The organism is Psychrobacter sp. NG25 (assembly GCF_015234355.1).
Lineage (GTDB): Bacteria > Pseudomonadota > Gammaproteobacteria > Pseudomonadales > Moraxellaceae > Psychrobacter.
The window spans coordinates 53,563-80,506 of the sequence record NZ_JADGMV010000010.1; the positions used below are offsets into that span (position 1 = coordinate 53,563).

26 protein-coding genes are annotated in these 26,944 nt (G+C 42.7%); 14 read left to right on the plus strand and 12 right to left on the minus strand.

All coding sequences use genetic code 11. The features are described 5' to 3' along the window. Window positions 1-149 precede the first annotated feature (149 nt). The 3 genes from IPZ60_RS13460 (at window position 150) to IPZ60_RS13470 (ending at window position 2,234) form a co-directional block, all read left to right on the plus strand. Window positions 150-725, plus strand: coding sequence for an isochorismatase family protein (locus tag IPZ60_RS13460; protein WP_110924173.1), 576 nt, complete (start codon window positions 150-152; stop codon window positions 723-725). A gap of 160 nt (window positions 726-885) precedes the next feature. Next, the gene (locus tag IPZ60_RS13465; RefSeq protein WP_194198241.1) at window positions 886-1,533 is read left to right on the plus strand and encodes an HD family hydrolase; all 648 of its coding nucleotides are present in this window, start codon (window positions 886-888) and stop codon (window positions 1,531-1,533) included. Window positions 1,534-1,628: 95 nt separating this feature from the next. Next, window positions 1,629-2,234: a DUF1287 domain-containing protein gene (locus IPZ60_RS13470; RefSeq protein WP_265087468.1), complete on the plus strand. Its 606-nt coding sequence runs from the start codon at window positions 1,629-1,631 to the stop codon at window positions 2,232-2,234. A 162-nt stretch (window positions 2,235-2,396) separates the two neighbouring features. Here IPZ60_RS13470 and asd read toward each other — a convergent pair whose 3' ends face one another. Continuing rightward, a complete protein-coding gene (asd, locus tag IPZ60_RS13475; protein WP_194198242.1) occupies window positions 2,397-3,233 on the minus strand; it encodes an archaetidylserine decarboxylase in 837 nt (278 codons plus the stop codon). 112 nt (window positions 3,234-3,345) lie between these two features. Here asd and dtd point away from each other — a divergent pair, with 112 nt between their 5' ends. The 3 genes from dtd to phoR all read left to right on the plus strand — a co-directional run bounded on the left by dtd (window position 3,346) and on the right by phoR (window position 5,806). Continuing rightward, entirely contained in the window at window positions 3,346-3,801 is a 456-nt protein-coding gene (dtd, locus tag IPZ60_RS13480; protein ID WP_194198243.1) for a D-aminoacyl-tRNA deacylase, read from the plus strand. Window positions 3,802-3,947: 146 nt separating this feature from the next. Beyond that, window positions 3,948-4,652 (plus strand): phosphate regulon transcriptional regulator PhoB, encoded by a 705-nt coding sequence (gene phoB, locus IPZ60_RS13485; protein WP_194198244.1) that lies wholly within the window; start codon window positions 3,948-3,950, stop codon window positions 4,650-4,652. Window positions 4,653-4,714: 62 nt separating this feature from the next. After that, window positions 4,715-5,806, plus strand: coding sequence for a phosphate regulon sensor histidine kinase PhoR (gene phoR / locus IPZ60_RS13490; RefSeq protein WP_227669373.1), 1,092 nt, complete (start codon window positions 4,715-4,717; stop codon window positions 5,804-5,806). Between the two features lie 39 nt (window positions 5,807-5,845). Here the strand turns inward: phoR and IPZ60_RS13495 are convergent, their stop codons facing one another. Next, window positions 5,846-6,436 carry a M23 family metallopeptidase gene (locus tag IPZ60_RS13495; protein WP_194198245.1) on the minus strand — a complete coding sequence of 197 codons (591 nt, stop codon included), beginning with the start codon at window positions 6,434-6,436 and terminating at the stop codon, window positions 5,846-5,848. A gap of 182 nt (window positions 6,437-6,618) precedes the next feature. On the opposite strand from IPZ60_RS13495, the gene IPZ60_RS13500 reads away from it, so the two are divergent. Beyond that, a complete protein-coding gene (locus IPZ60_RS13500) occupies window positions 6,619-7,311 on the plus strand; it encodes a putative quorum-sensing-regulated virulence factor (RefSeq protein ID WP_194198246.1) in 693 nt (230 codons plus the stop codon). A gap of 27 nt (window positions 7,312-7,338) precedes the next feature. Here IPZ60_RS13500 and IPZ60_RS13505 read toward each other — a convergent pair whose 3' ends face one another. Next, window positions 7,339-8,253 carry an alpha/beta fold hydrolase gene (locus tag IPZ60_RS13505; RefSeq protein WP_194198247.1) on the minus strand — a complete coding sequence of 305 codons (915 nt, stop codon included), beginning with the start codon at window positions 8,251-8,253 and terminating at the stop codon, window positions 7,339-7,341. A gap of 322 nt (window positions 8,254-8,575) precedes the next feature. On the opposite strand from IPZ60_RS13505, the gene IPZ60_RS13510 reads away from it, so the two are divergent. Continuing rightward, the gene (locus IPZ60_RS13510; protein WP_194198248.1) at window positions 8,576-9,253 is read left to right on the plus strand and encodes a TIGR00730 family Rossman fold protein; all 678 of its coding nucleotides are present in this window, start codon (window positions 8,576-8,578) and stop codon (window positions 9,251-9,253) included. A gap of 197 nt (window positions 9,254-9,450) precedes the next feature. Here IPZ60_RS13510 and IPZ60_RS13515 read toward each other — a convergent pair whose 3' ends face one another. Further along, window positions 9,451-11,022, minus strand: a complete 1,572-nt coding sequence (locus IPZ60_RS13515; protein WP_194198249.1) for an FAD-dependent oxidoreductase — start codon at window positions 11,020-11,022, stop codon at window positions 9,451-9,453. 484 nt (window positions 11,023-11,506) lie between these two features. Here IPZ60_RS13515 and IPZ60_RS13520 point away from each other — a divergent pair, with 484 nt between their 5' ends. Then, window positions 11,507-11,941, plus strand: a complete 435-nt coding sequence (locus IPZ60_RS13520; protein ID WP_194198250.1) for a hypothetical protein — start codon at window positions 11,507-11,509, stop codon at window positions 11,939-11,941. A gap of 90 nt (window positions 11,942-12,031) precedes the next feature. Here IPZ60_RS13520 and IPZ60_RS13525 read toward each other — a convergent pair whose 3' ends face one another. Next, complete coding sequence (locus IPZ60_RS13525; protein ID WP_194198251.1) at window positions 12,032-13,120, minus strand: peptidoglycan bridge formation glycyltransferase FemA/FemB family protein; 1,089 nt, start codon at window positions 13,118-13,120, stop codon at window positions 12,032-12,034. Window positions 13,121-13,379: 259 nt separating this feature from the next. Beyond that, a complete protein-coding gene (locus IPZ60_RS13530; protein WP_320108743.1) occupies window positions 13,380-14,486 on the minus strand; it encodes a YbfB/YjiJ family MFS transporter in 1,107 nt (368 codons plus the stop codon). A gap of 185 nt (window positions 14,487-14,671) precedes the next feature. On the opposite strand from IPZ60_RS13530, the gene IPZ60_RS13535 reads away from it, so the two are divergent. Together IPZ60_RS13535 and IPZ60_RS13540 are read left to right on the plus strand one after the other, a co-directional pair. Then, a complete protein-coding gene (locus IPZ60_RS13535; RefSeq protein ID WP_194198253.1) occupies window positions 14,672-15,505 on the plus strand; it encodes a LysR family transcriptional regulator in 834 nt (277 codons plus the stop codon). Window positions 15,506-16,018: 513 nt separating this feature from the next. Beyond that, window positions 16,019-16,300, plus strand: coding sequence for a type B 50S ribosomal protein L31 (locus tag IPZ60_RS13540; protein WP_110924187.1), 282 nt, complete (start codon window positions 16,019-16,021; stop codon window positions 16,298-16,300). Between the two features lie 116 nt (window positions 16,301-16,416). Here the strand turns inward: IPZ60_RS13540 and IPZ60_RS13545 are convergent, their stop codons facing one another. From IPZ60_RS13545 to IPZ60_RS13560, 4 genes are all read right to left on the minus strand, one after another. Beyond that, entirely contained in the window at window positions 16,417-17,244 is an 828-nt protein-coding gene (locus IPZ60_RS13545) for an SGNH/GDSL hydrolase family protein (protein ID WP_227669375.1), read from the minus strand. A 22-nt stretch (window positions 17,245-17,266) separates the two neighbouring features. Further along, window positions 17,267-18,664: a nicotinate phosphoribosyltransferase gene (locus IPZ60_RS13550; protein WP_194198254.1), complete on the minus strand. Its 1,398-nt coding sequence runs from the start codon at window positions 18,662-18,664 to the stop codon at window positions 17,267-17,269. A gap of 228 nt (window positions 18,665-18,892) precedes the next feature. Continuing rightward, entirely contained in the window at window positions 18,893-19,960 is a 1,068-nt protein-coding gene (locus IPZ60_RS13555; RefSeq protein ID WP_194198255.1) for a bifunctional nicotinamide-nucleotide adenylyltransferase/Nudix hydroxylase, read from the minus strand. A 165-nt stretch (window positions 19,961-20,125) separates the two neighbouring features. Then, window positions 20,126-21,085 carry an alpha/beta fold hydrolase gene (locus IPZ60_RS13560; RefSeq protein WP_194198256.1) on the minus strand — a complete coding sequence of 320 codons (960 nt, stop codon included), beginning with the start codon at window positions 21,083-21,085 and terminating at the stop codon, window positions 20,126-20,128. A gap of 569 nt (window positions 21,086-21,654) precedes the next feature. Here IPZ60_RS13560 and nfuA point away from each other — a divergent pair. Both nfuA and IPZ60_RS13570 read left to right on the plus strand, forming a co-directional pair. Continuing rightward, window positions 21,655-22,338, plus strand: a complete 684-nt coding sequence (gene nfuA, locus IPZ60_RS13565; RefSeq protein ID WP_110924191.1) for a Fe-S biogenesis protein NfuA — start codon at window positions 21,655-21,657, stop codon at window positions 22,336-22,338. Window positions 22,339-22,528: 190 nt separating this feature from the next. Then, a complete protein-coding gene (locus tag IPZ60_RS13570; RefSeq protein ID WP_194198257.1) occupies window positions 22,529-23,851 on the plus strand; it encodes an O-acetylhomoserine aminocarboxypropyltransferase/cysteine synthase family protein in 1,323 nt (440 codons plus the stop codon). A gap of 110 nt (window positions 23,852-23,961) precedes the next feature. Here the strand turns inward: IPZ60_RS13570 and IPZ60_RS13575 are convergent, their stop codons facing one another. Continuing rightward, window positions 23,962-24,981 (minus strand): adenosine kinase, encoded by a 1,020-nt coding sequence (locus tag IPZ60_RS13575; protein ID WP_194198258.1) that lies wholly within the window; start codon window positions 24,979-24,981, stop codon window positions 23,962-23,964. 51 nt (window positions 24,982-25,032) lie between these two features. Continuing rightward, entirely contained in the window at window positions 25,033-25,992 is a 960-nt protein-coding gene (rsmI, locus tag IPZ60_RS13580) for a 16S rRNA (cytidine(1402)-2'-O)-methyltransferase (protein ID WP_194198259.1), read from the minus strand. A 148-nt stretch (window positions 25,993-26,140) separates the two neighbouring features. Between rsmI and IPZ60_RS13585 the strand changes: the two genes are divergently transcribed. Then, the gene (locus tag IPZ60_RS13585) at window positions 26,141-26,626 is read left to right on the plus strand and encodes a YraN family protein (RefSeq protein ID WP_194198260.1); all 486 of its coding nucleotides are present in this window, start codon (window positions 26,141-26,143) and stop codon (window positions 26,624-26,626) included. The last annotated feature ends 318 nt before the right edge of the window (window positions 26,627-26,944 follow it).

Below are 26,944 nucleotides of genomic sequence, written 5' to 3' on the forward strand. Positions count from 1 at the left end.
TTTCGAGGTTAAAAATAGCACATGTATCATGATTAAAAATTATCTCCATTGACGCATCTAGAAAACTGTGACTAAATAAGAGTTGGTTCAACAATGATAAAACTAAAACGGATTTGAATTATAAACGTCAGTTGTACAAGGAGTGTGCTATGTCTACTATGATTACCGATCGTACCTATAGAATCGCTCGCGAAAATACGCAAGCCATGATTATTGATGTGCAAGAGCGTCTTACCCCGCATATTTATGACCACGAAAATATCGTCAAAAAAACAGTGACGCTCATTAAAGGGCTGCAAGCGCTGAATGTTCCCATCATGCTCAATGAGCAGTATAAAAAAGGTCTAGGCGATACATTGCCGGAGATACGCGAAATATTAGAAGGCACTAATGCCAAAAGCTTTGAGAAAGTCACGTTTAGTGCCTGCGACAACAATGACTCATGGCACTATCTAGCACAGCAGAATCGAAGCATTGTTTTATTGTTTGGGGTAGAGGCGCATGTCTGTGTGCTACAAACCGCACTGGATTTACTCGATAACGGTATGCAACCGGTCATCATTGGAGATGCGGTTGGCTCACGCTTTCCTTATGATAAGAAGCAAGCCATTCGCCGTATCCGTCGGGCAGGTGGTGTGATTACCACGGTCGAAACCATTCTGTTTGAACTGTGCCGTAGCAGCGAAGACCCTGCCTTTAAAACGATTAGCAATTTGATTAAATAGCTTTTGGCATGACGTATAGTTAAGCCGTTGGCATCATTCATATACTGATATGTTTGAATAGTTTTTATAAAAATAGCGCTTGATAGAATTAGCGCTATTTTTATTTCTAATATAAGTAAGATAAAGCGAAATCAATCCATAAAAAAAATTAGAGAACAGTATGTCAGTAGTTAATCCAGCAGTATCAACCAAACCTATCTTATTAACCGATTCAACGCGCGCTGCAGACATCGAGATAAATGACGTCACCCATTTTTTACTAGAGTTAGACGCCCTAAAACGAGTCAATCGCCGCAGCTATGTGACGGCTACCACGCGCTTAGAAAACTCTGCTGAGCATTCTTGGCATTTAGCCATGGCATGTTGGTCCATCGCTGAGCAGTTTAAACTGGATGTCAATCATGAAAAATTACTAAAGCTAGCACTCGTACATGATTTGGGTGAGATTGATGCTGGTGATACGTTTTTATATGCCAGTACTCGTAGCACTGCACACGTAGAAGAGCGTGAGGGTATTGCTCGGTTACAAGCTGAACGTGGTAATGGTATTACGAATTTAAGTGAGGTTTGGGAAGAGCAAGAGACGGGCGATAGTAAAGAGACGCAGCTGCTAAAAGTGGTCGATCGTTTATTGCCTTTTTTACTCAATCTAAATACTGAAGGAAAAACATGGATTGAGCTGGGTGTCACTCGCTCACAAGTAAGCGGTGCGCATGGTTTTATTAAAGACAGCTTTCCTAGCATTCATGACTGGTTATCAGAAAATATTAAATACGCAACTCAGCAAGGGTGGTTGATTGATTTGTAAAGGGACAGCGTGATTTTTTAAACATTTTGCAACTTAGCTATCATTTGCACGTGCTACAGTACTGGTGATTGGTTCAACCAAAAAGAGATTGTTAAATGAGATTATCTGTAATTTATAGAACATTATGTACATCACTGGTCTTGGTCAGTGTATTAGGCTTGGCACAAATGGCTCAAGCCGCGACCCCTATCAGTAGTGGTAATAAATTGGCGCACGATGCCAAAAAGCAAATTGGGGTTACCACCAGTTATGATCCTGCTTATCGCAAATTAGAGTTTCCGCGCGGTGATGTGCCGATAGAAAGTGGTGTCTGCACCGATGTCATCATCAGAGCGTATCGTCTGCAAAACATTGATCTACAGCAATTGGTCAATCATGACATGAAGTCCAATTGGTCAAGCTATCCAAAGAATTGGGGACTGAAATCGACAGATAAAAACATCGATCACCGCCGTGTGCCCAATCTCGAAGTGTTTTTTGAGCGTCAGGGGCAGACATTGTCGATTACGGACAAGGACAGCTTTCAAGCGGGAGACATCGTGTCATGGCGTTTGCCAAAAGATAATTTGCCGCACATAGGCATTGTCTCGGACAAGGTAGCTGATGATGGCACACCGATGATTATTCATAATATCGGTAGTGGTACGCAAGAGGAAAATATCCTGTTTGCTTATCCTATTCATAAGCATTTTCGATATTAAGGTGCTTTGAATATATTTTAATACTGAAGCGCCTTCGTTATGAATCGTTACTTTTAATAATTAGTAAAAAGTAATCAATAAAAAGCCCCGTTAAGCGTAAATCATAACGCTTAACGGGGCTTTTATTTTTCGCGGCTCTTATTTTGTGAGTCGGTATTACATTTATTTGGTATCGGTACTGCCCAATAGTTGTCCCATTTGTACAACACTATTGGCCTCCATACTGTCTTGCCAAGCAGCTTTTGCGGCTTTTGGTAGCACTACAATGGCGGTTGAGCCTAAGTAAAAACGGCCCAGCTCATCGCCTTTCTCAAAGCTCATGTCATGGTTGGCTTCTTGGATATCATCAGTACGAGAAATCTTACCTGTCGCTACCGTTTCGATGCCAGCGACAATCATCGCTCCGACCATCACGACAGCTGCTTTGCCATACTTAGTATCAAACATACAAACCAAACGCTCATTGCGTGCAAACAAATCAGGTATGTTAGCTGCAGTGGTCGTATTGACTGAAAACAGCGTGCCAGGTACGTAACGGGTTTTGGTCAAAGTTCCCGCGAATGGCATATGGACACGATGATAGTTACTTGGTGCTAGATAGACCGTCGCAAAGCTACCATCAGCGAAGTAGCTGCCATCTTCGCTGTTGGCAAGTAGCTGCCCGACATCGTAGTAGCGGCCTTTAGCTTGGAGTAATTTATGGTCGTCAATCTGACCGAGTTGAGAGATAATACCATCCGCAGGACTGACGATGCCGTCAGCAGTGGTATCGATAGGGCGAGCATCTTCTCTGAGCTCACGAGTAAAAAAGTCATTGAAGCTTTCATAAGCATTGAGACTTTGGCGCTCATATTCGTCCAAGCTAACATTGTAAGCCTTAGCAAAACTACGGATAAAAGTACGTTTGACGTAAGGATGTCGGCTGGCGGCCAAACGTCCAGCAACTTTACTTAGCTGTTGTTGTGGGACAAGCTGTTGCAAAGTGGTGAATAAATTCATAATGAGGTTACCAAAATAGAGTTTGATGTAATAATTAATGGGCAAGTTAGTGGCAGTATTTTATCATGGACAGCATGTTATTGTATGAGCATAATCTGTAAGGAGTCAGTAAATGAAAGCACTTATACAACGAGTGAAGGGTGCGAGTGTTACCATCGATGAACATTGTGTCGGTACCATCGAGCAAGGTGTGTTGGCATATATTGGCTTAGGCCACGATGATACGCTACACAGCGCGCAGAGAATGGTCGATAAAATTCTGACTTATCGCATCTTTGAAAATGATGATGACCCTGCCAAATATGGTAAATTAGATAAAAACGTCCAGCAAGTAGCCGGTGGATTGCTATTGGTATCACAATTTACTTTAATGGCAAAAACTGATAAAGGTCGTCGCCCTGACTTTGGTGGTGCAATGGCACCCGATATGGCACAGGCGTTGTTCGCACAATTGGTTGATTATGCCAAAACTCAGCATACAAATGTGGCCACTGGACAGTTTGGCGCTGATATGCAGGTATCGAGCATCAATGATGGGCCGCTGAATTTTTTATTAGAGGTAAAGTAAACAATCGGATTCAATATTAGAGATAAGGCATTTCAAACAAATGTCATTAAGCTGTCATAATTAATCCGTTTAATAGATAAAATATAGCGAGCGCCTATCGCCTTGTTTATAAGTTGAGTTTCGTCATCTAACGCTGAGAATACCGTATGTATAGTGAGCAAATTTTGATTGTTGAAGATGAACCTGCGATTCGTGAGATGATCGTAATGACACTAGAAATGGCTGGGTTTGATAGCTTGCAGGCAGCTGATGTATCAGAGGCGCATCAGCAAGTCGTCGACCATAGGCCTGCGCTTATTTTGTTAGATTGGATGCTGCCCGGAGATAAAAGCGGTGTGGATTTTTGCCGTATGCTCAAAAACGATGAGATGCTCTCTGAGATTCCAGTCATTATGCTGACTGCCAAAGGGGAAGAAGATAGCAAAGTTCACGGCCTTGATGCGGGTGCTGATGACTATATGACCAAACCTTTTTCGACACGCGAATTGATATCAAGAATCAAAGCAGTGTTGCGCCGTAGTAGTGCACTTAGTAGTGATAAGCCTATCGAAATAGGCAGTCTGAGCCTAGATACAAAGAGTCAGCGCGTGACAGCCACAGGCAAAGTCATCGAGGTTGGCCCCACTGAGTATCGATTATTAGCGTTCTTTATGAGTCACCCAGAGCGTGCCTATACGCGGACACAACTGCTAGATCAGGTATGGGGTGGCAACGTCTATATTGAGGATAGAACCATTGATGTACATATCAAACGTCTGCGCACCTTACTACGCCCACATGACTGTGATAAGTTGATACAGACAGTTCGTGGTACAGGCTATCGATTTTCTAGCTTTATTGAACCCAATTAATTGATAATAAAAGTGCCTTGGCAATCGTGACTCAATATAGCGAATAGTGGTAAGGACAATAGATGAGCAATACTATGCCAATAGAAAATAATCAACAGGGCACATTAGAGCCAACCTCTGAGAAAAATGCAACGGGTCAACTCAAAAAAATCAGCAGCGCCGTACAAGCGCTACGAGATGCGGTGATTTTACTCAATGACGATGATGGTTTAGAGTGGTGGAATCAAGCGGCAGAGGATTTGCTATTATTGCAAGTAACGGATAAAGGCCAAAGCATTTTTGACTTCATCAGAGCCCCCGAATTCTATCAATACTATCAGTCGATCACGATACCTAATGATGGTGTTCATATAGAATCATGGCGAGATGCTAAGCGCTACCTAAAGTGTGAAATCACACCTTTCGGTGATGAAAAGCTGCTTATTGTTTACGACGTGACAAGATTGCATAACTTGGAAGAGATGCGCCGTGATTTTGTCGGGAATGTCTCGCATGAATTGCGTACGCCACTGACCGTCATGATGGGGTATTTAGAAAACTTCTCACATCAGCCAGATATGCCACCGCATTGGCGTCGGGGTTTTGAGTTAATGACTCAGCAGACGGCTCGCATGAATAGAATTGTAAATGACTTGCTTCTGTTATCTCGCATTGAAATCGAAGAAGCGCATGAGCTGACGTATATTGATATGACCAAGCTGCTGACTCACGTCTATGATGATGCGCAAGCATATAACCGAGCGTATGGCCATACCATTCATTTGCAGATAGATACTTATGACGGGTTACAAGGTTCAGAGATGTACCTAAATAGTGCATTGTCTAACTTAGTGATTAACGCTATCAAATATACCCCAAAAGGTGGCAACATATCTATCAGCTGGACCAAAACTTCAGAAGGCTGTAAATTTGCTGTTGAGGACAATGGTATTGGCATTGCACCGCAGCATATCGCACGTTTGACGGAGCGTTTTTATCGCATTGATAAAGGCCGTAGTCGTGCCACAGGCGGTACAGGTTTGGGCCTCGCGATTGTAAAACATGTCTTGTATCAACATGAGGCCAACTTGAAAATTGACTCGGTAGAAGGGGTTGGCTCCACATTTAGCATGGTATTTCCAACAGCTTATGTTCGATCTGCTCCTACGAGTTAAGACCAGAAATATTACTGATTTATAGACGGATAATATGCTCTAGTTATTTTGCAAAAATGGATACGGGTTCACAGCGCTACCATTGATGTATATTCCATAATGGACATGGGGCGGTGTGCCTTTTGCATTGCCACTATCACCAACATAGCCAATGATATCGCCAGCATTTACCCAGTCGTTGGGAGCAATATCGGCATAATCTTCTAAATGCGCATAGTAGTGTCCTGCGCCTCCAGGTCCAACGATGACCACCACCCGACCACCCAAATTATTTTCACCCACTTTTCGGACGATACCTTGCGTTGTCGATTGTATCGGTGTGCCTCGTGCGGCAAAAATATCAATACCTTCATGCGAGCGGCCTTGGCTACGCGCAGCGCCCCAAGTATCCGTTAGATTCTGCTCTGGTAACGGAGAGGGTAGGCTGTCTTCTGTGGGTAGTGCTTGCTGCAATAGGCTTAGCTGCTGCCACTTTGACACAACGAATGACTGTGTTTGTTGGCTGATACTTGGCAGTAGTTTGTCTAATATAAACAATAGCATTACCAACACAGCAGCCCTAATGAGTACGCTTAGTACACGGCGTAGGAGTGTGGGCTTGGCTCGCTGATGTTCATTGACAGGTAGCATAGGGCTCTCTTGGTTTTTTTTATATTATGGAATACTATATTGTAAAAGTTCTATCCTTCATTTTCTGTATGACCTTGTTATATTTGGCTTTTATCCCAATAATCATAAATGTGACAAGCATATTGCTATTCATTATGACGTTTCTATCAGGCCATTTCAGCTACTATTGATGACCATATTTTATGATTGATTTTGACACTGCACTGATTATCGACACCGAAACAGATCAAGGCCGTGATCCACGACCTATTCAAGTTGCGACTATTAATGTGGCGACAGGGTTTGAGTGGATGAAATACTTTAATAGTGGCCGATCTATATCGCCCGTTGTTATAAAGGTACATGGTATTACTGATGAGGATGTGGCTGGTCTTGAACGTTTTGAATTAGACCAATTTGAATTGCCTGAATATCTGATTGGTCACAACGTACGTTTTGATTGGCGAGTGATTGGCAGTCCTTCTGCCAAGCTCATATGTACGGTGCGGCTGGCGAGGGCAGCCTTTCCAGAATGGAGTGCTTACGGTCAGTCCAAGTGTATCGAGCAGCTATTGGGAAAGTCTGAGGCAAGTGTAATGACAGTTGCCGCTCATGATGCATTAGGCGATGCGCGCATGTGTTACTTGCTGTATCAGGCTTGCTGCGAACGTCTAGAGATTGCTCCGACGGATTTTGCGGCGGCACATGCTATCTCTAATAAAGCGACTCCTGTGAGTAAAATGCCGTTTGGCAAGCATAAGGGCAAGCCAATTAAAGAGGTACCTATCAGCTATGTCAAATGGATGATAGGCAATATTCATAACATGCAGCCGTCGCTGTATTCTGCGTTGACCAAGCGTATCAAAGCAGAAGAGAACGAAAATGCGGAAAAGTAAATACTCCTCTTAAAGTAAATATCTCTCTTAATGCTGCTTATTGAGCCAATCTACAGCCATCTGCCAAAGCTCTGGTGCTTTGGCATTGGTTTTACTACTAAAATAACGCATGTGGCCGATATGATTTAGCCCGAAATCTTTGGGTTCTAAAAAGCGCTTTTCTACTGGCATTTTCGTAAATACGCGAATCATATCATCCATGTTTTTGCTATTGGCAATCTCGTCATCGCTAAATCCCAACCAAAGCGCTGGCATGCTCAGTTCATCATAGAAATGCGTGTGTATGCTCTTGCCAAAAGCAGTCTTGATATAGCCTGCGCCATTGCACCAATCACGCCACTGTCGAGCCACACCGCGCGGTAATGGCTCACCCATGCCAATCTTGTCCGATGGTGTGTAACCTAGCGTCAAGTTAGCGAGTGGAATAAAGGCATCCATAAAGCCCATTGCCTTGAGTTTATACGGCATGTCCATGTTTTTGATACGCCCTGATGAGCAGGCAACGTTGAATACGGATTTGATAGCCTTATAATTTGGCATCAAACCAATGAGCTGACCGCCTGCACTATGACCAATTAAATGATAAGTCGCATCAGAGAACTCGTCTTGTAGGGCATCAAGGACGGCTGGCATGTCATGGCGACCCCAACTAATCAAAGACGCATCACACTTAGACAAATCAGAGGAAAGCGACTCGCCGATACCTTCGTTATCAAAAGTCAGCACCCCAAAGCCGTGTTCTGCTAAGTAGGTCGCAAAGCTATGGTAAAACTGGCGTTTGATACCAGTGGCTGGTGCTATCATAATCGCTGTTTTTATTGTTCCTGTAGGGCGATAGACAGTCGCTGCCAACGCCTTATTGCGGTCTGTCATGATACTTAGAGAGTAAACCTCTATTTGAGAGTCAGTATCTATTTGATTATTGATAGAGCTATTGTCCATGATTTGACCTTAGTGTGTTTTATCATTTTTATGAGTAAAGAATCACTAATCGTCTCGGGCATGTAGTCATTGCGTAGTGATAAATCGTTGCTGACATCTGACATGATTGCTTATGTTAGAATAAATTCTGGTAAGGAAGGCACTCGAAGATGACTTCCAAGTTCTATTTTTTTTATTTTAAATGCTATTATCTATCAAGGTTTTCATAAAAATCTATTTTTGAATTGAGGGCATTCCCCAGTATACATACACTTTTTAATAACTAAACTTTTAACCAATAGACATTCAATAAAAACAATCGATGTAACATTAAGGAAGCTATATGCAAATGAAGATTAACAACGATACGTATGAAGTCATCACTAGCCAAGACATCACTAATATTGAACAAGCAGTTGATAAGTCTGAATTGACGATGCCATTAGTGGCAGTGTATTGCGGATCACGTCTCGGTAATAAAGACGTCTATGAGCAAGCAGCACGTGAGTTAGGTCGTGCGTTAGCCGATAATGGTATGGGTCTGGTCTACGGTGGCGCTAGTATCGGGCTGATGGGTGCGGTCGCAGATGAAGTAATTAATGGTGGTGCGCAAGCAGTTGGCGTGATCCCAACATTTATGCTCAAGCACGAAATAGCTCATGAGCAGCTAACTCGTTTGCACCTGACCGATACCATGCACACCCGAAAAACAGTGATGGCAGAGTATGCTGATGCCTTCATTACTTTACCTGGTGGTCTTGGTACATTAGAAGAAATCATGGAGATTGCTACTTGGCGTCAGCTATATCAGCATGAAAAGCCGATGATTATCCTCAATATCAATGGTTTCTATGATCGTATGGTTGAGCATTTAAAATATACTGCTGACCAAGGGTTTATGAAGCAAGAAGACCTTGAGCGTTTGGTGGTGTGCAATACGATTGATGAAGCCATTGACCTATTAAAAACCGTAGTAACCATCGATAGTGCTGTCGATACAGAAAAAATGGCTGGTAATTGAGGCTAATTTTAAGCAATATTTGGCTTATAGTCGATTCAATTTAAAAGTAGTAAAAGGCAACCGAGTGTAGATCTATATAAAAAAGGAGAGGGTGGCTAATTACAAGCCACTCTCTCCTTTTTTCGTGCAGTTTTTAAAGTAGCTAATAGTAAAGCTTAAGACAAGCTTGACCCCATATCTAATTTATATGAAATGAACTATATAGCATCTAGGGTCTTCTTAGGAATACTGTGATTCACGCCCGCCATTGCTAGAGGGAAACCACGTTCTTCAGCCAAACCACGAGCGACTTTATCAATAGTCATACTATCGTTATGCATTAGATAAGACCATTCATGAGCATCGCGATTGCGATTCGCAAGCGTATCGGAGTCAACCAAGCCAAGTTTGGTCAACTCATCAACGATTTGATCAGCAGCGATCAGAGTCGAGGATGCTTTGACGTTTTCAGCACGCGCATAACGGATATTAGAATACAGGCTCACATCAGCAACCCGTAAGGTGTCATCTTGCCCGGGTATTTGTTGCCCGCCATATAGCGCATTACCGACTGTACGCGCGCTATGGAAGGTCGGTACAAACTCAGCCACATAATCAATCGATTGTTGGCTACGAGCTTGTAATGGGGCTTTGTCCCAACCATCTTCTATATAGTGTACATATTGCGGTGGCAATTCAGGTTGGGCGCTGTCTTTGCTAGAAGCGACTAGCCCATCATCGAATAAAGTGATGAATTTACTCATGCCATGTATTTGAAAGTAGCCACCTGGATAAGGGGTTAGCTGCGCCATGCCTTCTGGTGTACCTCGATTGCCATAGACGATAATCTCTGGTATCTGCCCGCCAGCATTGTCCCAATGCGTAATATAAGAGGACTTAAACTCAACCATACGAGTCACTTTGACACCGACCATATCGTCGATTACACCAGTACGAAAGCCACAGGCATTGATCAAGTAATCTACTTCGATAGACTCGGTCTGAGGCTTTGATTCAAGGGCTGATTCGAGATTAGAATCGTAACCAGCAGCTTGTTGGTAGTCGATACGCCATTTGGTGACATGGTGATCCGCGTTTGAGCAGTTCTCGCAGTCGACAGGCATAACTTGCTGTACTTGAGTATCCGTAAAGACATGAGCATGGTCATAATCTGCTAGTGCCAATTGTGCAGAAGCTGCTAGGCGGAAGATGTTCCAGCCATACTCCTGTACAACAATCAATGGAAACTTAACTTTATTCAAGTCCAAATACTTAGCGACGGGTATCATCCATTCATCAACGGTCGTCGGTACAGCGACTTGCTCACGCTCAGACAGCTCAATCAGCTGCTCATGGCTATACAGTTGATAGTAGTCTTCCGGCGCACCCAGTACTTTATTACTGCTATCTTGAGCGATAAGCTCACGATAAGCATTGGTCAATATATCGAGACGAGGAAGCAAGTCCTCGGGCAGACCGCCATCTCGTGTCGGTACGGCAAATACGGTTGGACGTACATCGATGGTATAAGGATAAAGACGTAAAATATCGATGCATTGTTTCAGTAGGGCGACACAGTCTTCGTCAGGTATCTCGCGATATAGATTGCCCCCTGCATGTAAATGACACATCGGCGGACCATCAATCAGTGATTTGTTTTTTTCGAATAAATAGGTTTCAAGCCCTAACGCCGCAAGACGAATAGCAATAGTCGCACCAGCCGTGCCACCACCTAGAATACCGACGCGCTTGGTAGGATGCGTTTGATTTTTGATAACAGATTGAGTCATTGTCGTTGTTATATCCTTAATAGCATTCACAGCAATAGTGCTCGATGTATTCATTAACTATCTTGTGTCTAAATAACTTATAACTGTTGATATGCGTGCAAAGTTGCCAAGTTCAATATGTATATTGGGCCGCCGTAGAAATATTTCTTATTGTTTAGCAACTCTTAAACTCTATAGGGTTATTTTACGAAAAACTACAACTGATATGATGATAAATAAGTAAGTGAATACATGAGTTTTGTCAACGAGTAGGTAAGCCTGTCTACTCAGTGCGATGGATTTGTTGGCTTGTTCCGTAGGATATAGGCAGTTTTGTAAAGACCTTTCCGTATCAACACAACTGTTTGTGTTCACATGCTATATTAAATAGCTTGAAGTCAGGACTGAGTCATTTTTGCTTCTACTTGAATCACAGATACTCAAATCATATGATCATCAGCAAATGCTAAATAAAATTAACCATGACAAGAACAAGGACGTTATTATGAAACGTATGCTCATATTATCGGCGTTGACAGGTGTTTTGACGCTTACTGGTTGTTCAACGTTAAACAATGTAATGGGGAAGGACGGTTCTGGCATGCATAAAGTGCAGGCTACCAATAACAATACGGCACCCGTTACGAGCAAAAACGGTATGTTGGTCGATGCAAACAATCATATGACTCTATATACTTTTGATAAAGATTCTATGGGAAAATCAGAATGTGGAGCGGCGTGTTTGTTAGTATGGCCCGCATTTCTAGCACCTGACAATGCAAAAGCCTCAGGTCAGTTTGCTGCGTTCCAACGCGAAGACGGTAAGTATCAATGGGCCATGAATGGCAAGCCTTTGTACTTTTATGCCAATGATACTAAGGTGGGTGATAAAGATGGCGATAATAAGTTAGGTGTGTGGCATATCGTTATAATGAAATAAAATAGCTAACCTTGAGTCGAAGAAAAGCAGCCATCATTGTGGCTGCTTTTTTGTTTGCTGATACTTGCTGAGAGTAGATGAGTCCAGTTATCAAACACTAACTAGAGATTCAGTTCCTTTAGCTTCCAATACAGTTTCTTTGGTTAGCTCTTTTCTATACAAAGGGAAAAAATCTGAGCTTAAATCGTTTTCAGTAAACCAACTATTCGCAATCAATGCTGCGTATTTGGACGAATTGACAACAAGTCTATAAGTCTTAAACAACAGCTCTTGTGAGCTAAATCCTTTTTTGTACTCATATAACGAATCTAGGTTGGAGCCCACGCCGCCACCAAGATGGAGCAAATTATAGTTGTTTTCTCTACCCCAGTTACGAGCAATATGAGTAATGAGTTTAGACGGCTGTAGATGTGTGTATGCGTTAAGCGTGCCACCAAGATGGAACTGCATAATGCCTGACTCTCTACAGATCGTGTATATCGATGAACCAATGGCCTTACCATCTTGATAAGCTGTTATTAGCAGTATTCTGTCTTGAAGGTTTTCAAATAAGTTGAAAAAATAGTTGTCATCAAAAAAGTAATATTGGCTGGCATTAACATGTTCCATCGTTTCTTTATAAATGTTCGAGAACACCATGGCACTTTCTTTGGTTAGGCGCTCAATTTTTGTGACAACCTCCATTTTCATGGCTTTTTTGATACCACGACGATGACGGTTTTGAGTCTCGCTCCAGTGTTCTTCTTCAGATTTTGTTAAGTCGGACATTAATGTCAGACCATGAGTAAGCGCTTTCCCAACAGTAGGAAGCCATTCTTTATTGATGATTGGATGCAATCGCATGAATAATGAGACACAGCCTTTTTCAAAGAGAAAGGTTCTTATGCCTTCTAGTACGATATCTAGCTGAGCATCGGTTAGCGTTTTGTCCATTACAGGACCACCGTAGCCATACGTAGAGGTAGCATCCCAATGCTCTGAATCTATTTCTCGTATGATAATAGGCAAAAACACTTTCTTATCTTTGTAGTGAGCGACTATACCTTGAGGCATGCCTTTATCGACGACGGCTGATGCCGAAATCCAGCCAGATAAATGGTATACGTCAAAATGATAGTCTGATATTTGTTTGTCCCATTCTTTATCTATATCTATAAAATCAACTTTTACTGTATCCATTTTTCTGCTTCCTCAGTGTTATGTACTATATTCGTAAATTCACATATACGAATATAACAATAAATGTTGAGGTTCACAAGCCTATCAAAAGCTTTTATTCGTTTTATTGAATATATAGTTAAATGCTGATGCAGTTATTTTTATATCAATAAAAAAGCAGCCATTGAATGGCTGCTTTTATCTATTTTGGTACTTATCCTAGTATGCAAATTTAAGTCGAAATCTCTTTGTTTGATAGTTTGTGAGTGATAGGTTTTGGTTAAGGCTGCTTTAAATTTAGTAAGCCATATAAAAGTAGGGTGCCCATCGTCACGACTGCGGCTGATAGATACAGGCCAGGGTCATAGCTTCCATAAGAGTCGACAATATAACCGGTACAGACGGGCGCAATGATTTGAGCCGCACCATACGATAACGTCATTGTCCCCATAAATTTAGCCGGATCACTGGGGAAGAACTTACCAGCCATCGTCAATACCAAACTCACACAAGCGATGAAAGTACCGCCAAATAACAATGCACTGATTATGACCGTCGATAAGCCGTCATTGATTGCAGGCAATATGATACCGATAATCTGTAAAAGATAAGCGGCAATTAGTGTCCTAAGATACCCGAATCTTCGTGCAATACGATCCCATATAAGTGCAGCTGGGGTGGCGGCTAAACCAATCAATAAAAAGACAAAACCTCCTTGTCCTTGCAAACCTTTTACACTCTCTACAATATCGACGATAAAGGTAGAGCTGACTGCGTAGCCATAACCTGCACAAAAATAGGCGAGCATCATTAATGACTTGAATGTCTTACTTGGTGGATTGTCCTTAATCACTTCTTGGTTGTTACTTTCGGTGGAAGGATGTGGCATCCATAACCACGCGGGCACAGCAAAGATGATCGCCAAAACAGAGATTGCCAACCACTGCTGTTGCCAATCTGCTGATAGGGCTTGCATTGCCTCAAACAATAACGAGGTAATGACAATACTTAATCCGGCACCTGCGAAATGAATCCCCAATTCAGCACGGTGGTTATTTTTTACTAGCCATTTCAATATCAATCCTGAAGCAATAATAAATCCGCCTGAAGCACAGGTTCCAGCGAGGAACCTTAATATCGCCCAAGTGGTTATATCTGTGGTCAGAACCATAGCTGCAGAGGTAACTACACTCAAAATAAGATAAACACGATGTAAGTGATATTTATAATTCAGATTATGCATGCTCGCCGCAAGCAAAACGCCAAACATATATCCCATGAAGTTCGTGCTGGCTAACCACCCGCCACCTAACTCTGTTAAACCTGCGCCTTTCTGCATGACTGGTAGCAATAGACTATACGAAAATCGAGCAACCCCTACAGTCACTATCAAACTGCAAATCCCAGCCATGTATACACGGACTTTCGTGAGTTCTATAGACATTTTTATTACTTCATATCGGAAAGTTATTAACAAAGAATACGTGACTCTGTTAATCTTAAAAATTGAATTATCTAGAACAAAGTATTCTCATTATAAGAACTGTTTGATAAGTGAATAAGGATTTTCACATGGAGATTTTGACGCTAAAGACGTTTAAAGCGGTGGTTGATGAAGACGGGATTAAAGGAGCTGCTGAAAAACTGCATACCGTTCAGTCGAATGTTACCAATCGCATTAAAAAACTCGAAAGAGAACTAGATACCAAGCTATTCAATATCATTGGTCGAAAGTTGCAGTTAACACCGAGTGGGCGACAGCTGTGCGATTACGCCGATCAAATTTTAAAACTAGAGTACCAAGCCACAACGGCTATGTTGCGTAATAAAGACAGTTATGAATTAATAATCGGTATGCCTGAAACATTTGCTGCCGTTCATATGCCATTGGCATTGAAACAACTGAAGTTAAACCACTCTGAAATCCGCGCTAAAATTTATACAGATACCAGTGATAGGTTGGTATTGGCTGTATTAAATAATAAAGTAGACTGTGCGGCAATCGGCAATGCCCCCAAGCATAAAGATCTGGTGGTGATTCCTGTTGTCAGAGAAGAGCTGATGATGGTGACGCCACTGGGCAGTGAGCATGACGCTGTTTTATTCGTACGTGATGAAGGTTGTGGTTATAGGACACAGGCCATTATTTGGCAACAAGAAGCAGGCAGAGGGTGTGATGAGCTAATGCTGATGAGCAGCGCTGATGGTGTCTTAGGATGCGTCGCTGCGGGGTTAGGCTACACTATCATTGGTAAAAATATGGTGGTCGGTAGTCGATATGAAAAATCACTGGTTATGACGCCACTCAGTCATGGGTCAAAGCAAGTTCAGCTGTCGATTGTTTATCGTAAAGACAGCCCATTGGCATCAGGTGTATTGACGCTAGCCAAACTATTAACTGAATAATATGGCACGCTATGGTCTATCCACCATATAGCTGCTACGGTATTTAGCTTGCTCAGCATATTAAAGTATAGTGGATTCAGTTTAAAAGAGAGACAAGGCAACCGAGTGCAGATGTATATGTGATACTTAAAGCAAGGTTAACGCTGTAACTCTTTTATAGAGGATTGACTATATCGACTGTTATAACTTTTATTGCCTTTGGCACACTATTATTTTGTGTTCTAGAACTGATTGATCTTTATCGAGATTGTATTGGCATATCATTACAGTCTTAGCACCCGACTGACTTGCATCGGACGTCGAAAACCGTTAAAATCGCGTTTTGATTTTCCCGCTGGGGAAAGGCTAAGTGAGCAGAGGAATGGTGTTGGGTGCTGGAATAAGCCAGTGATGCAGCTGCCATACTTATAAATGTCCTTAGTGCCTCAGTTACGTATGTCATTGCTGATTTGATACATCATTTAAGATGTTGCTCAAAAGCACTATACATACATCGGACATAGAGAGTTTATTATGCGTAAAGATATCCATCCTAATTACCAAGAAGTTTTATTCCACGACACTAACGCTGACGTTTTCTTTTTGACTCGCTCAACTGCTAAAACTAAAGCTACTCGTGAATACGAAGGTACAGAATATCCATACTACCCACTTGATATCTCAAGTGCGTCGCATCCATTCTATACTGGCGAACAACGCAAAACTTCTACTGAAGGCCGTGTTGCTAGCTTCAACAAACGCTTTGGTGCGTTTGGTGGCCGTAAGAAAGCTGCTGATACTGACGCTGCAGAATAATTTACACTTATTGTGTAAATATATTTCGCAAAGCAAGAAAAAACCGCTGATTATTCAGCGGTTTTTTTGTTTGAATTTTAGGGTAGTGTTTCTGAAAGGTGAAATTAAGGCAAGCCCTAAGCAGTCGGCGTGTCTAATACCTGTACTATCAGCTCTGATAATTGCTGCGCCCAATAGCCATACATTAGGCTGCTAGGATGAAAGCCGTCACTGGCAAACATCACGGCAATATCGATAGGTTTGCCATTAAAGTGATCTTCTATCATTTTTGCAAAGTCAGTTTCCATATAAGTGACACTGTTATGCTCGGCACAGACCTGCTGCAGTATCCTATCTAAAGTTGATGCTTTGGCACCAATAAAATTATTGAGTGGGGTAGGTATTGCAGGCATTTGTGCCATTGGTGGTAGACTTGAAAAAATCAATTCTCGCACACCAAATTTACGCTTAGCAATAGCAATAATATCTTCAATCTGCTGCTGCCATTTACGCGCAGAGACATTAGCAGTGGTGTCATTCACTCCGACACTCAATATCATGACATCCACCGCTTGGCTAGGAGCAGGTAGGATATACAGCCTCCGCAAAATATCAAAGCTAGTGTGCCCAGTGGTTGCTTGCAACGACCATGTCAGCTCATCAAACTGAGTATGAATAGCAGACTGCTGCTGCAAAGCAGGTATCAGCTTGCCTACTAGTGCTTCTTGCTGTGTCTGACTACCAACACCAGCGGCGGCCGAGTCACCAACCACCATGACGTTTAGCGTTTTTTTGACGGTATCTTTTTGTGTATTAGCAGACAAGGTATTAGTAGATTGGTTTAATTGGAGATGACCATGCCTTTCACCGTGTGGCTCAGGCAAGCGAATGGTATCGCGCTTAATCTTACGACCTTGATAAAGATAAACAGGGGCAAATAGTACATCTCTTGCCACTGTCGCCATTTTATTCCTATTTATCATATTGCTACCATCCAGCACGCTCTCGAATAGTCGTTAGGTTATCTTCAATTAATAACTGGCCATCGACATAAACGTCACGCAACAGGTTTTCTGCATCGGCAGATAAGTCATCTGCTTTGATGGTTTTTAGTTTTCCGTTGCTGTCTTTGACCAAAGCCAATCGACCTTTTTTTGAGCGTTTCGAACGGCTAGTGATCGGATCTTTGTAGATGTCTTTCCAAGTGCCATCAATAGAGATAGAACTGGCTTTCATTGCCCAGCTCATGGTGTCACGGTTGACTTGCTGTAATAGACCACCGCCCATACCAAAGGTCACGTTTTCAGCGCTGAAGCCTGCTTTTAGTATGACATCAATAATCTTGGTTAAGCTTTGTGGACTGATACCATCACCTTGAATGACTCGTACGTAGTCAGGCAGTACTTTATAGCCTTTACTATTCACAGTCGTTCCAAATTTCACAGCCAAGCGCTCTAATGCTTCGCGGACGACTTTGGTAGGCTCGCCACTGTCTGGTCTAATGACCAATGTGCCACCCATGTTTTTTACGTCATCTTTTAGGCTGCCACCCCAGATATTATCGATAGCATTCCATAAGTCGTAGCTGTCAGACACCACTGAGAAGCTTTTTCCTTCGCCACCAAACTGCTCAATCATATTGGCAAAGGCCGCTGTCTCACCATCACGGCCCCATGCGGTCATCGTGCTGTGTTCAGCTGCAGGGATAGAAAACGCTGGCATGTCTTTATCCATTTGATACCAGCGACTGGCAGCCACTAACGCCGTCATTGAATCAGTGCCCGCAAAGTTTACCAAATGTGCCAAGCTGCCGAGTGCCACAGATTCCTGACTAGATGCACCACGCGAGCCAAAATCGTGCAGCCTGAACGTAAGTGATTCTGTGTTGTCTGCTGATTTTTCTAAAGCTTTACGAATGATGTCTTTGCAATAATGCGAGACACTGGCGACCGTCGACGGATACCAAATAGCACGTAATAGTGTAGTTTCGATATAGCTAGGTAGCCAGTAAAACTCAGGGTCAGTATTAATGACTTGGCATACGACGTTGGACACTGGCACGATGCTGCCTTCGGGTACGGCTTCGATACGCAATGGTAGATAACCATTGTGTTTGTCCACCAAATGCTCCCAACCAGCACGATTGAAAGTCAAGCCGTGCGCTTGCACGACCATTTCGGCTTCATCGATATCTTGGTGGGTAATAGGGGTGCTCAGGTATTCTTTGATAAAGGCTTGCAGACCAAAAAATACCACATCATAGTCGCCTTTACGCGCTTCAATGTAGCTTGATAAATATTCGCTACCGCTTGGATATTGCACCCAATGTGAGGTTTTATAACTGTCGCTGTTAAGAATTAAATTATTTAGATTACTGGTATACATCACAGAACTCCTCTGCTTTGAAATGCTGCAGCTGCTTTGATGAAAGAACAGTTGAAGCGGTGAACCCTTGCCGTCTATCGACTCGGGCGGTGAAAGCTGTTGTACAAAAACGTGTGCAAAAATGATAAATCAGGTTTTAAAAGTAAAAAACTAAGAAAATAAATTATATAGACTATAGTTGATTCTAAGGTTGTAAATCATGTACTAGTCGGTCAACGTTATGTAATTTTATAACCCAACCATTTTGGTAATAATCGCATAGTGGTCTTCAAACATCATGGTAGCATCAAGCTCTGCCAGCGGTAACCAAAAGGCCTTGGCTGCGTCATCGCCACCTTTTACTTTTGGTAGACCTTTTGGGTCATTTTTAAGCTGAAAGTAAAACGCTTGGGTAATCGTACGACCACGGGCCGAGCGATAGGGGTCATCAAAGGTATGCTGACTGTGACAAGAGCCACGCAATACTGGCTCAGGAACTTTGAGACGCGTTTCTTCACGCAGCTCACGAATACAAGCATCAAATAAGGTTTCTTTCGGATTTAAGAACCCACCAGGTAATGCCCACAATCCGCGCCCTGGCATACTACGGCGCTCTACCAACAGAATATGTCCAGACTGTACAATCAAAGCATCAGCCGTCATAAATGTAGGCGGATAGGGAGCTGATTCCCACTGTCTTTTGTACTTATCAATGAAATCTGCTTCTTCATGCAGTTGATGATAGTCTTCAGTTTTTTTGAAATCATTCAGCACTTTACGGGTGGATTCAGGCGTGCGCTCAGGCGTCGGCGTGGCTCCCATCAGATAGCTATCTCTAATAGGTGTGGCTGATAGATTGTGATAATTGGGTACCGAGACCGAGTCCCAGTTAGGGAATAGCGATAAGTAATACGATGAGCTGTCTTTTGAGTGACCAATCAACCCAATATCGCTCTGCAAGTCACCAGTGACAGACTTTACGCCTGCTTGCACATACTGTAGCCAGCGGGTGTCGTTGTAGAGTGCATCGTCTAGACCAACGCAGTGAATACGTGCCGCTTCCTCTGCTGAGTAGGCGTTTTTAATCATGGCAGCACGCTCAGCGACGCTGAATGGATTGCGTAAGCTACGTGGCAGGTTGGCTGAGCCAATGAGCATAATCACATCATCCGAGCGCTTTAATGCTTCGTCGATGACGGCTTTATGCCCACGATGGAACGGCTGAAAACGCCCAATGAAAACCAAATAACGATAGTGTTTTTTATCCTGACTATCTGCGCTTTTTTTATCTGAATTTTGCTCTGACAATTCACTCATAGACGCTAGCTTCCTACGACTTATTTTTATTGATTAAAATCTAATGATACCAATACTGACACAGCCTATGACTTGCTGACAAGTGGAAAGATGTTTGGGTTAGTATAACTGTCAATGATTATGTGCATCATGATGTGACGAGGTCAAACAAATGCACTTATGATTTTAATGGGAATGCTTTTCAATCCAAGCCGTCACCGTTGGCCAAATCTCTTTTGCAGCGTTACGGCTGATCATAATGCGACTATGAGTATAGTCGTCTAAATCACCATGGCTGAGCGCGTATTCGCGAAAGACATTGGTAGGGTTTTTAAAATTATCAAAGAGCATCTGACAACCATGGCTAGGGGAGATAAAGTTGTCTCCTCTAGCACTGATGGCATAGACAGGTATCGTAATATTGGGCATCTGTTGTCGATAGTCCAAAGGCTCGTCGTCAGTGGCAGTTGTATCAGTGCTCGCTTGATTAAATGTACTTTGTTTGATGAAACTACTTTTAAAGTTCCTTTGCAGATTCCAGTCGTACCACTGACTCATCGTATAGTAGCTTTCGTCACAAGTGCCCATCTTTAATTTTCTGGCAGGAATACCGCCAAGCATTCGCGTGAGTATCTTGGCTGTAATAATTTTCGCATGGCTAATTGGCTTTGACGCTGCGCCATAAGCTTGGCAAGCAAACATGCTGATGCTGTTTATTTTGTCGATATAGCGTGGGTTTTGAACTAAAAACATAATCAAACCAATACCGCCACCACTGTGAGTAATACAGTGCAAATTATCGAATTTTAATTCGTCAAAAAAATAGCGGAAAGTCGCTTCATAGTCATAAGTAGCCACTGTTTCGAAATTAAATCTTTCTTTTGGCATTGAGCTGTCACCATGACCGCGCCACTCCATGATATAGCAGTGATGTCCAAGGCCAGCGAGATATTCAGCAATTTTTAAGCAAGTTTGTTTGTCCGAAAAGGTCCCGTGAGTCAAAAATATATTTTGAGGTTTTATAATAGGCAAGCTATTTTCTAACGGGTTGGCTATCGTACTGTTTTCTATAGTATCAAATAATTTCCAAACGGCAATTTTCTCATCGTCCTTGGTAATTATTAGGTGCAACGTCCGTGTCATCATAAAAATTATCCTATCCGAAAAATACGTAATATTTATACAAGGCAATCAAAAGCTACCATGCTCATAAAGCCAGTGCATAAAGTTATTCAAACTATCAATACTACGTCAAAACTAAATGACTTGCTCAGACGAGATGTGAACGGTATCGCATAGCGAAAATGCTGAGTATGCTTGATAAATGGCATAGCTGTCTTTATATAGAGAATAGCTTGATATAGAGAGTAACTCGGCAGCCAACACAGCTATTAAGCATGTTTATTTTTCATTGTTTAAATATTGAGTTACTTTGCCAGTAGGTAGCATCATTAAAAAAACCAATGACAACCATTTACAGTGGGCATCGTTCAATTCACAGTAGCGTGGTCGGAATTGATGCTTGATTCAGGTATAATGAGTGCTATAAACGAATTAAACTTTATACTCATGGTGGGCAGCGTCATATAATAATAAATCTCAAATATTGCTAGCCTGCATGTTTTATATAAGCCGTAAAAATTTTAAACACCCAAATTCACGACACAGTAGCCATAATAGATATAGCGTTTGTGTCATAACGCATAGGAAACATTATGAGTGAGCATGACCAAGTTGATAGCCCAGTAGCGCCATCAGCAGACTATGAATCAGCGCTAGATACTGATCAGACTGAGGCAAAAAGCAATATTACGATCACTGAGTCAGCCCAAGGGTACTTAGCAGATTTGTTATCTAAGCAAGATACAGATGGTATCGGTGTACGTATTTTCGTCGAACATCCAGGTACGCCACGTGCAGAGTGCTGTATGGCGTACAACCAGCCAGGCGAAGAAGATAGCGCTGATTTGCGTTTTACGTATGACAGCTTCTCTGCATTTATCGAAGCGGCGTCAGTTCCTTATCTAGAAGATGCGGTCATCGATTATAATAAAGACCGTTTCGGTGGTCAGCTGACTTTCCGTGCACCAAACTCTAAAGTACCAAAGGTAGGTGCGGATGCCAGTGTGGAAGAGCGCATCAACTACGTATTGCAGTCAGAGATTAATCCCGGTCTAGCAGCGCATGGCGGTGACGTACAGTTGCTTGAACTCATCGATGAAGAAGGCGTTGGTCTTACAGCCGTATTGAAATTTGGCGGTGGTTGCCAAGGGTGCTCAGCCGTTGACATGACCTTGCGTCAAGGTGTCGAAGTACAGCTAAAGCAGCAAATACCAGAGTTGACGCAAGTCATTGATGAGACGGATCATACTCGTACTGAAAACGCTTATTACAAATAAGAGTCTCAGTAAAAGCTAAAGCGTTAAGTAACATCTGAAAAATTATTTTAATTAAAGAGCCAAGTTTGATGAACTTGGCTTTTTTTATTGCTATGATTTGGTAGATTGTTTTTTAGCTGAATTTTCAGTGGCAGATTGTTGATTAATCATTTATTGATTAATAACTTTTATCGAAATAAAGGAATATATAATGAGTGACGGACAAGCAGACCAGCAAGCAGCCCAAAAATCAGAGACCCCTCAGCGTCTTGAAACCTTAGCGATTCATGCGGGTTATAGTGTTGAGCCAACGACCAAAGCGGTCGCAGTACCTATCTATCACACCAGCTCGTATGCCTTTGATAATACTCAGCATGGTGCAGACCTGTTTGATTTAAAGGTCGCAGGTAATATTTATACCCGTATCATGAACCCGACCAATGCAGTTTTAGAGGAGCGCGTCGCCGCACTAGAGGGCGGTATTGGTGCACTTGCAGTAGCATCTGGTATGGCTGCCATCACTTATGCGATTCAGACCATCTGTGAAGCGGGTGACAATATCGTTGCTGTGTCGACCTTATATGGTGGTACTTATAATTTATTTGCCCATGCTTTGCCGCGTCAAGGCATCGAAGTACGCTTCTTTGACCACAAAAACCCTGAAGCGATTCGTGATTTAATCGATGATAAGACTAAGATGGTCTTCGCAGAAAGTATCGGTAACCCATTGGGTAACATCGTAGATATTCAGGTACTAAGTGATATTGCTCATGAATATGGTGTGCCAGTCGTGATTGATAGTACAGTTGCGACACCTGCGCTATGTCGTCCTTTTGAGTTTGGTGCAGATATTGTCATTCATTCGTTGACCAAATATATGAGCGGTACAGGTACCTCGATTGGTGGCGCGATTGTCGATAGTGGTAAATTCGCATGGGGTGATTATCCAGAACGTTTCCCATTATTGAACACGCCAGATCACAGTTATCACGGTGTGAACTTTGTCCAAGATGTCGGCGCAGCAGCCTTTATTGCTCGTGCTCGTGTGGCACCGCTGCGTAATACTGGCGCAGCGCTTAGCCCGCTAAATGCTTTTGGTATTTTGCAAGGTATGGAGACATTGAGTCTACGTATGGAGCGACATGTACAGAATGCGCAAGCCGTTGCTGAATATCTACGTGACCATGATAAAGTTGCTTGGGTGAAATATGCGGGTTTACCGGATCATCCTGAGCATGAGCTTGCTAAGAAGTACATGAAAGGCACGCCTTCTGCTATTTTGACCTTTGGGGTTAAAGGTGGTTTGGAAGCAGGTGCGCGCTTTATCGATGCGCTGCAACTGATTACGCGTTTGGTCAATATCGGTGATGCCAAATCACTAGCCTGCCATCCAGCGACGACCACGCATCGCCAATTGAATGAGCAAGAACTTGCCAATGCTGGTGTCAGCACTGATATGGTACGACTGTCGATTGGTATCGAACATATTGAAGATATCAAAGCAGATTTAGAGCAGGCACTAGCTTCAGCTTAATACTCTAAGACTCTCATTGAACTGAGTAACTTGCTTATTGAGTGACAAAAAAAGCCCATAGCGAATTCGCTATGGGCTTTTCTTATTAGCATCAAAAACGTCTATTTATATCACGCTGATAAGACACGCTGAGCAATATCTCTATAATCTTGTGAATCTAATCTTGGTCCGAATTGCTGGATAACTTGTGCTGATATTTCGCTGGCAAGTCGACCACATTCTGGCAAGCTATAATGCTGCGATAACGCATACAAGAATGCACCTGAATAGTTATCACCTGCACCATTGGTATCTATAACGTTTGCTACCACAGGTGTAGCAACTTCATAAATTTCAATCTCTGATTTGTCGTTAAGTTTATGGGCGATAGTCGCACCATTAGGGCCATCTGTCACTACTGCTGTGTGACAGTAATCAAGTAGCGCACGTGCGGCGGCTTTAACTTGTTTTTTATCCGTAAATAGCTTGGCTTCTTCGCTATTACAGAATATTACTTCAACTTTATTGCCTAGCATATTGAGCAAGCCGTCTTTGGCAAACTGCACTACCGCAGGATCAGCAAAGCTCACCGCGATTTTCGCATTATGAATACCGGCTTGTTGACGTAATTGAGTCATCGCGGGTTGGATGCTCTCAGACATCGCCAGATATCCTTCTAGATATAGCCAGTCTGCTTGCGTCAACGCATCAAAATCGACATTGTCGGCGACAATCTCACTTGAGGTGCCAAGATAAGTCTGCATGGTACGCTCGCCATCTTCTGTAACCGCGACTACGCATGAGCCGGTCACACCGCCTGCATGGATAGATTTATCAGAGGTTGCGACGCCTGCTTCGTGCAAGTCTCTGAGGTAAAACGCTCCTTGATCATCATCACCGACACGGCACGCATAAAAAGGCTTACCACCTAGACTGGCAAAGGTATACATTGCATTAGCAGCTGAGCCACCGCCTGCTTGTTTTGATGGGTCAATGTTAGCAAGTTTGAAATATGCGAGTAATTGTTGTTGTTCTTCGATACCAGCTAGCGTCATATGACCTTTGGTCAGCTCCGTCTCAGCTAATGCTGCATCAGACAGCACATATTCGTGATCAACCAACGCATTCCCTATCGCCATTACATCGTACATTGCTTACTTCTCCTCAATTAAGTGATAAACGCACATTTTTATATTTAAAAGTTATTCAGCCTGTAGTTCAAGTAGGCGTTGATATAGCGCATTTTTTTTGACGCCTGTGATATCAGAGCCTAATGCAGCGGCTTTTTTGACCGATAAATCCTCTAACAGTCTTTGCAGTAATTTGTCATGGATAGTGATATCGTCTGAATCCTGAGCTACATTCACGCCAGCGACCACTACGACTATTTCACCGCGCTGTTGATTGTCATCTGCTTTGACAAACTCAACCAACTCGCCAAGTGTACTTTTACGTACTGTCTCAAAGGTTTTGGTTAATTCACGGCAAAAAGCGACTTCGCGATCTGCACCAAATATCGTTGCCATATCTTCTAAGCTGGTGATAATACGATGCGGTGCTTCATAAAATATCAACGTTTCAGTACGTGAGTTTAAGGCAGCGAGCTGTTTTTGGCGACCATGTGTTTTTGCTGGCAAAAAACCAATGAAGCTAAAGCGATCTGATGGCAATCCTGCGACTGATAGCGCGGCAATGGCAGCAGAGGCACCGACGATAGGTGATACGGCGACGCCAGCAGCATGTGCTGCTTGTACCAATTGATAACCAGGGTCGCTAACTAGTGGCGTCCCAGCATCACTAATCAAAGCGACCGAATGACCTTGCTCAATCATCTCAATAATCTTTGGTGTTTGAATCGCGCTATTGTGCTCATGATATGCCCACAGTTTATTGTGGCCTTTTTGCTTTGGAGTGGTTTCCGTATCGTCTACAGCGCTGTTTTCATTATGATGAGGCGTTGATGCTTTTGCATCGTCGGTTTTGCTGCCTTTGGTATCAATACCAAAGTGTGACAGCAGCTTACCTGAGGTACGGGTGTCTTCACAGGCAATGATGGCGACTTGCTTTAGGACATCAATTGCATGCGGCGTCATATCGCTCATATTACCAATCGGCGTGGCAACGATATATAGACAAGCTGGCATCGCGGTAGGGCTAGACATGAAAACCTCGGAGTATTAAAAACGGGAATTAAAATATAATGTGGCACGGTTGCCCATATCATCATCTATTGTATTTTTCAGTCAAATAATGAGTGAGTAAATATCTGTCAATGACATAGCTAGGGCGTGCGAAAGTGGTTAGTTTAGCATGATGTGCTATGATAATTCTGAAATGTTAACCAGACCAATCGACATCATGGCGAACCATAAACCTTTGACACTCACTTCACCAAAACAGCGCCAAGGCAGCCTGTTTGAGCAGCACGCGTGTGAGTTTTTACTGGCGCAAGGATTAAGGCTGATTGCGCAAAATTGGCAACAGCCAAAAGTGGGCGAGCTGGATTTGGTCATGATGGAAATAGGACAGGCGTGGTCAACGTTGGTATTCATCGAAGTTCGCCAACGCAAGCAGTCAGAGTTTGGCGATGCAGCCATTAGCGTGACAGCGAGTAAGCAACGCAAAGTTATCAAAGCTGCGCGCTACTTTTTGCAGCAGCATCCTGAATATAGCGATTATGAATGCCGGTTTGATGTGATTGCTTATAATACGGCTAGCAATGTAAGCCAAACAAGCCAGCAGGTAGACATTCAACCAGAATGGTTTCAGGGTGCCTTCGTGGCAGATGCATGGTGACAATATATAGAAGCGGTACGGCTAAACAGTGAATAGAACCAATAAAACAGCACATAGAATTTGGTATCAAGCTATCGTTACTAAAAACATAACCGCCACCAGCAAAAATTCAGTAAAGTAGCTATGTTATAAGTAGCTGTATTACAAATTGTTATAAGTAGCTATGTTAGAGCGTGTCATCAATTAGCGGATTAATACATTTAGTGGTCTTAAAATGACTAAATTTTGCTAAACATCGTTAGAAATTTTGCCAATATGTACATATTCACGGCAATTTCTTCCTTGTTTATCTACAATTTTTCTCATTTTAAGCCTCAC

Excerpts from the sequence above, each read along its gene's own strand:
- IPZ60_RS13460 (WP_110924173.1), top strand. The coding sequence starts at position 150 with ATGTCTACTATGATTACCGATCGTACCTATAGAATCGCTCGCGAAAAT.
- IPZ60_RS13465 (WP_194198241.1), top strand. The coding sequence starts at position 886 with ATGTCAGTAGTTAATCCAGCAGTATCAACCAAACCTATCTTATTAACC.
- IPZ60_RS13470 (WP_265087468.1), top strand. The coding sequence starts at position 1,629 with ATGAGATTATCTGTAATTTATAGAACATTATGTACATCACTGGTCTTG.
- asd (WP_194198242.1), bottom strand. The coding sequence starts at position 3,233 with ATGAATTTATTCACCACTTTGCAACAGCTTGTCCCACAACAACAGCTA.
- dtd (WP_194198243.1), top strand. The coding sequence starts at position 3,346 with ATGAAAGCACTTATACAACGAGTGAAGGGTGCGAGTGTTACCATCGAT.
- phoB (WP_194198244.1), top strand. The coding sequence starts at position 3,948 with ATGTATAGTGAGCAAATTTTGATTGTTGAAGATGAACCTGCGATTCGT.
- phoR (WP_227669373.1), top strand. The coding sequence starts at position 4,715 with ATGAGCAATACTATGCCAATAGAAAATAATCAACAGGGCACATTAGAG.
- IPZ60_RS13495 (WP_194198245.1), bottom strand. The coding sequence starts at position 6,436 with ATGCTACCTGTCAATGAACATCAGCGAGCCAAGCCCACACTCCTACGC.
- IPZ60_RS13500 (WP_194198246.1), top strand. The coding sequence starts at position 6,619 with ATGATTGATTTTGACACTGCACTGATTATCGACACCGAAACAGATCAA.
- IPZ60_RS13505 (WP_194198247.1), bottom strand. The coding sequence starts at position 8,253 with ATGGACAATAGCTCTATCAATAATCAAATAGATACTGACTCTCAAATA.
- IPZ60_RS13510 (WP_194198248.1), top strand. The coding sequence starts at position 8,576 with ATGCAAATGAAGATTAACAACGATACGTATGAAGTCATCACTAGCCAA.
- IPZ60_RS13515 (WP_194198249.1), bottom strand. The coding sequence starts at position 11,022 with ATGACTCAATCTGTTATCAAAAATCAAACGCATCCTACCAAGCGCGTC.
- IPZ60_RS13520 (WP_194198250.1), top strand. The coding sequence starts at position 11,507 with ATGAAACGTATGCTCATATTATCGGCGTTGACAGGTGTTTTGACGCTT.
- IPZ60_RS13525 (WP_194198251.1), bottom strand. The coding sequence starts at position 13,120 with ATGGATACAGTAAAAGTTGATTTTATAGATATAGATAAAGAATGGGAC.
- IPZ60_RS13535 (WP_194198253.1), top strand. The coding sequence starts at position 14,672 with ATGGAGATTTTGACGCTAAAGACGTTTAAAGCGGTGGTTGATGAAGAC.
- IPZ60_RS13540 (WP_110924187.1), top strand. The coding sequence starts at position 16,019 with ATGCGTAAAGATATCCATCCTAATTACCAAGAAGTTTTATTCCACGAC.
- IPZ60_RS13545 (WP_227669375.1), bottom strand. The coding sequence starts at position 17,244 with ATGGCGACAGTGGCAAGAGATGTACTATTTGCCCCTGTTTATCTTTAT.
- IPZ60_RS13550 (WP_194198254.1), bottom strand. The coding sequence starts at position 18,664 with ATGTATACCAGTAATCTAAATAATTTAATTCTTAACAGCGACAGTTAT.
- IPZ60_RS13555 (WP_194198255.1), bottom strand. The coding sequence starts at position 19,960 with ATGAGTGAATTGTCAGAGCAAAATTCAGATAAAAAAAGCGCAGATAGT.
- IPZ60_RS13560 (WP_194198256.1), bottom strand. The coding sequence starts at position 21,085 with ATGATGACACGGACGTTGCACCTAATAATTACCAAGGACGATGAGAAA.
- nfuA (WP_110924191.1), top strand. The coding sequence starts at position 21,655 with ATGAGTGAGCATGACCAAGTTGATAGCCCAGTAGCGCCATCAGCAGAC.
- IPZ60_RS13570 (WP_194198257.1), top strand. The coding sequence starts at position 22,529 with ATGAGTGACGGACAAGCAGACCAGCAAGCAGCCCAAAAATCAGAGACC.
- IPZ60_RS13575 (WP_194198258.1), bottom strand. The coding sequence starts at position 24,981 with ATGTACGATGTAATGGCGATAGGGAATGCGTTGGTTGATCACGAATAT.
- rsmI (WP_194198259.1), bottom strand. The coding sequence starts at position 25,992 with ATGTCTAGCCCTACCGCGATGCCAGCTTGTCTATATATCGTTGCCACG.
- IPZ60_RS13585 (WP_194198260.1), top strand. The coding sequence starts at position 26,141 with ATGATGTGCTATGATAATTCTGAAATGTTAACCAGACCAATCGACATC.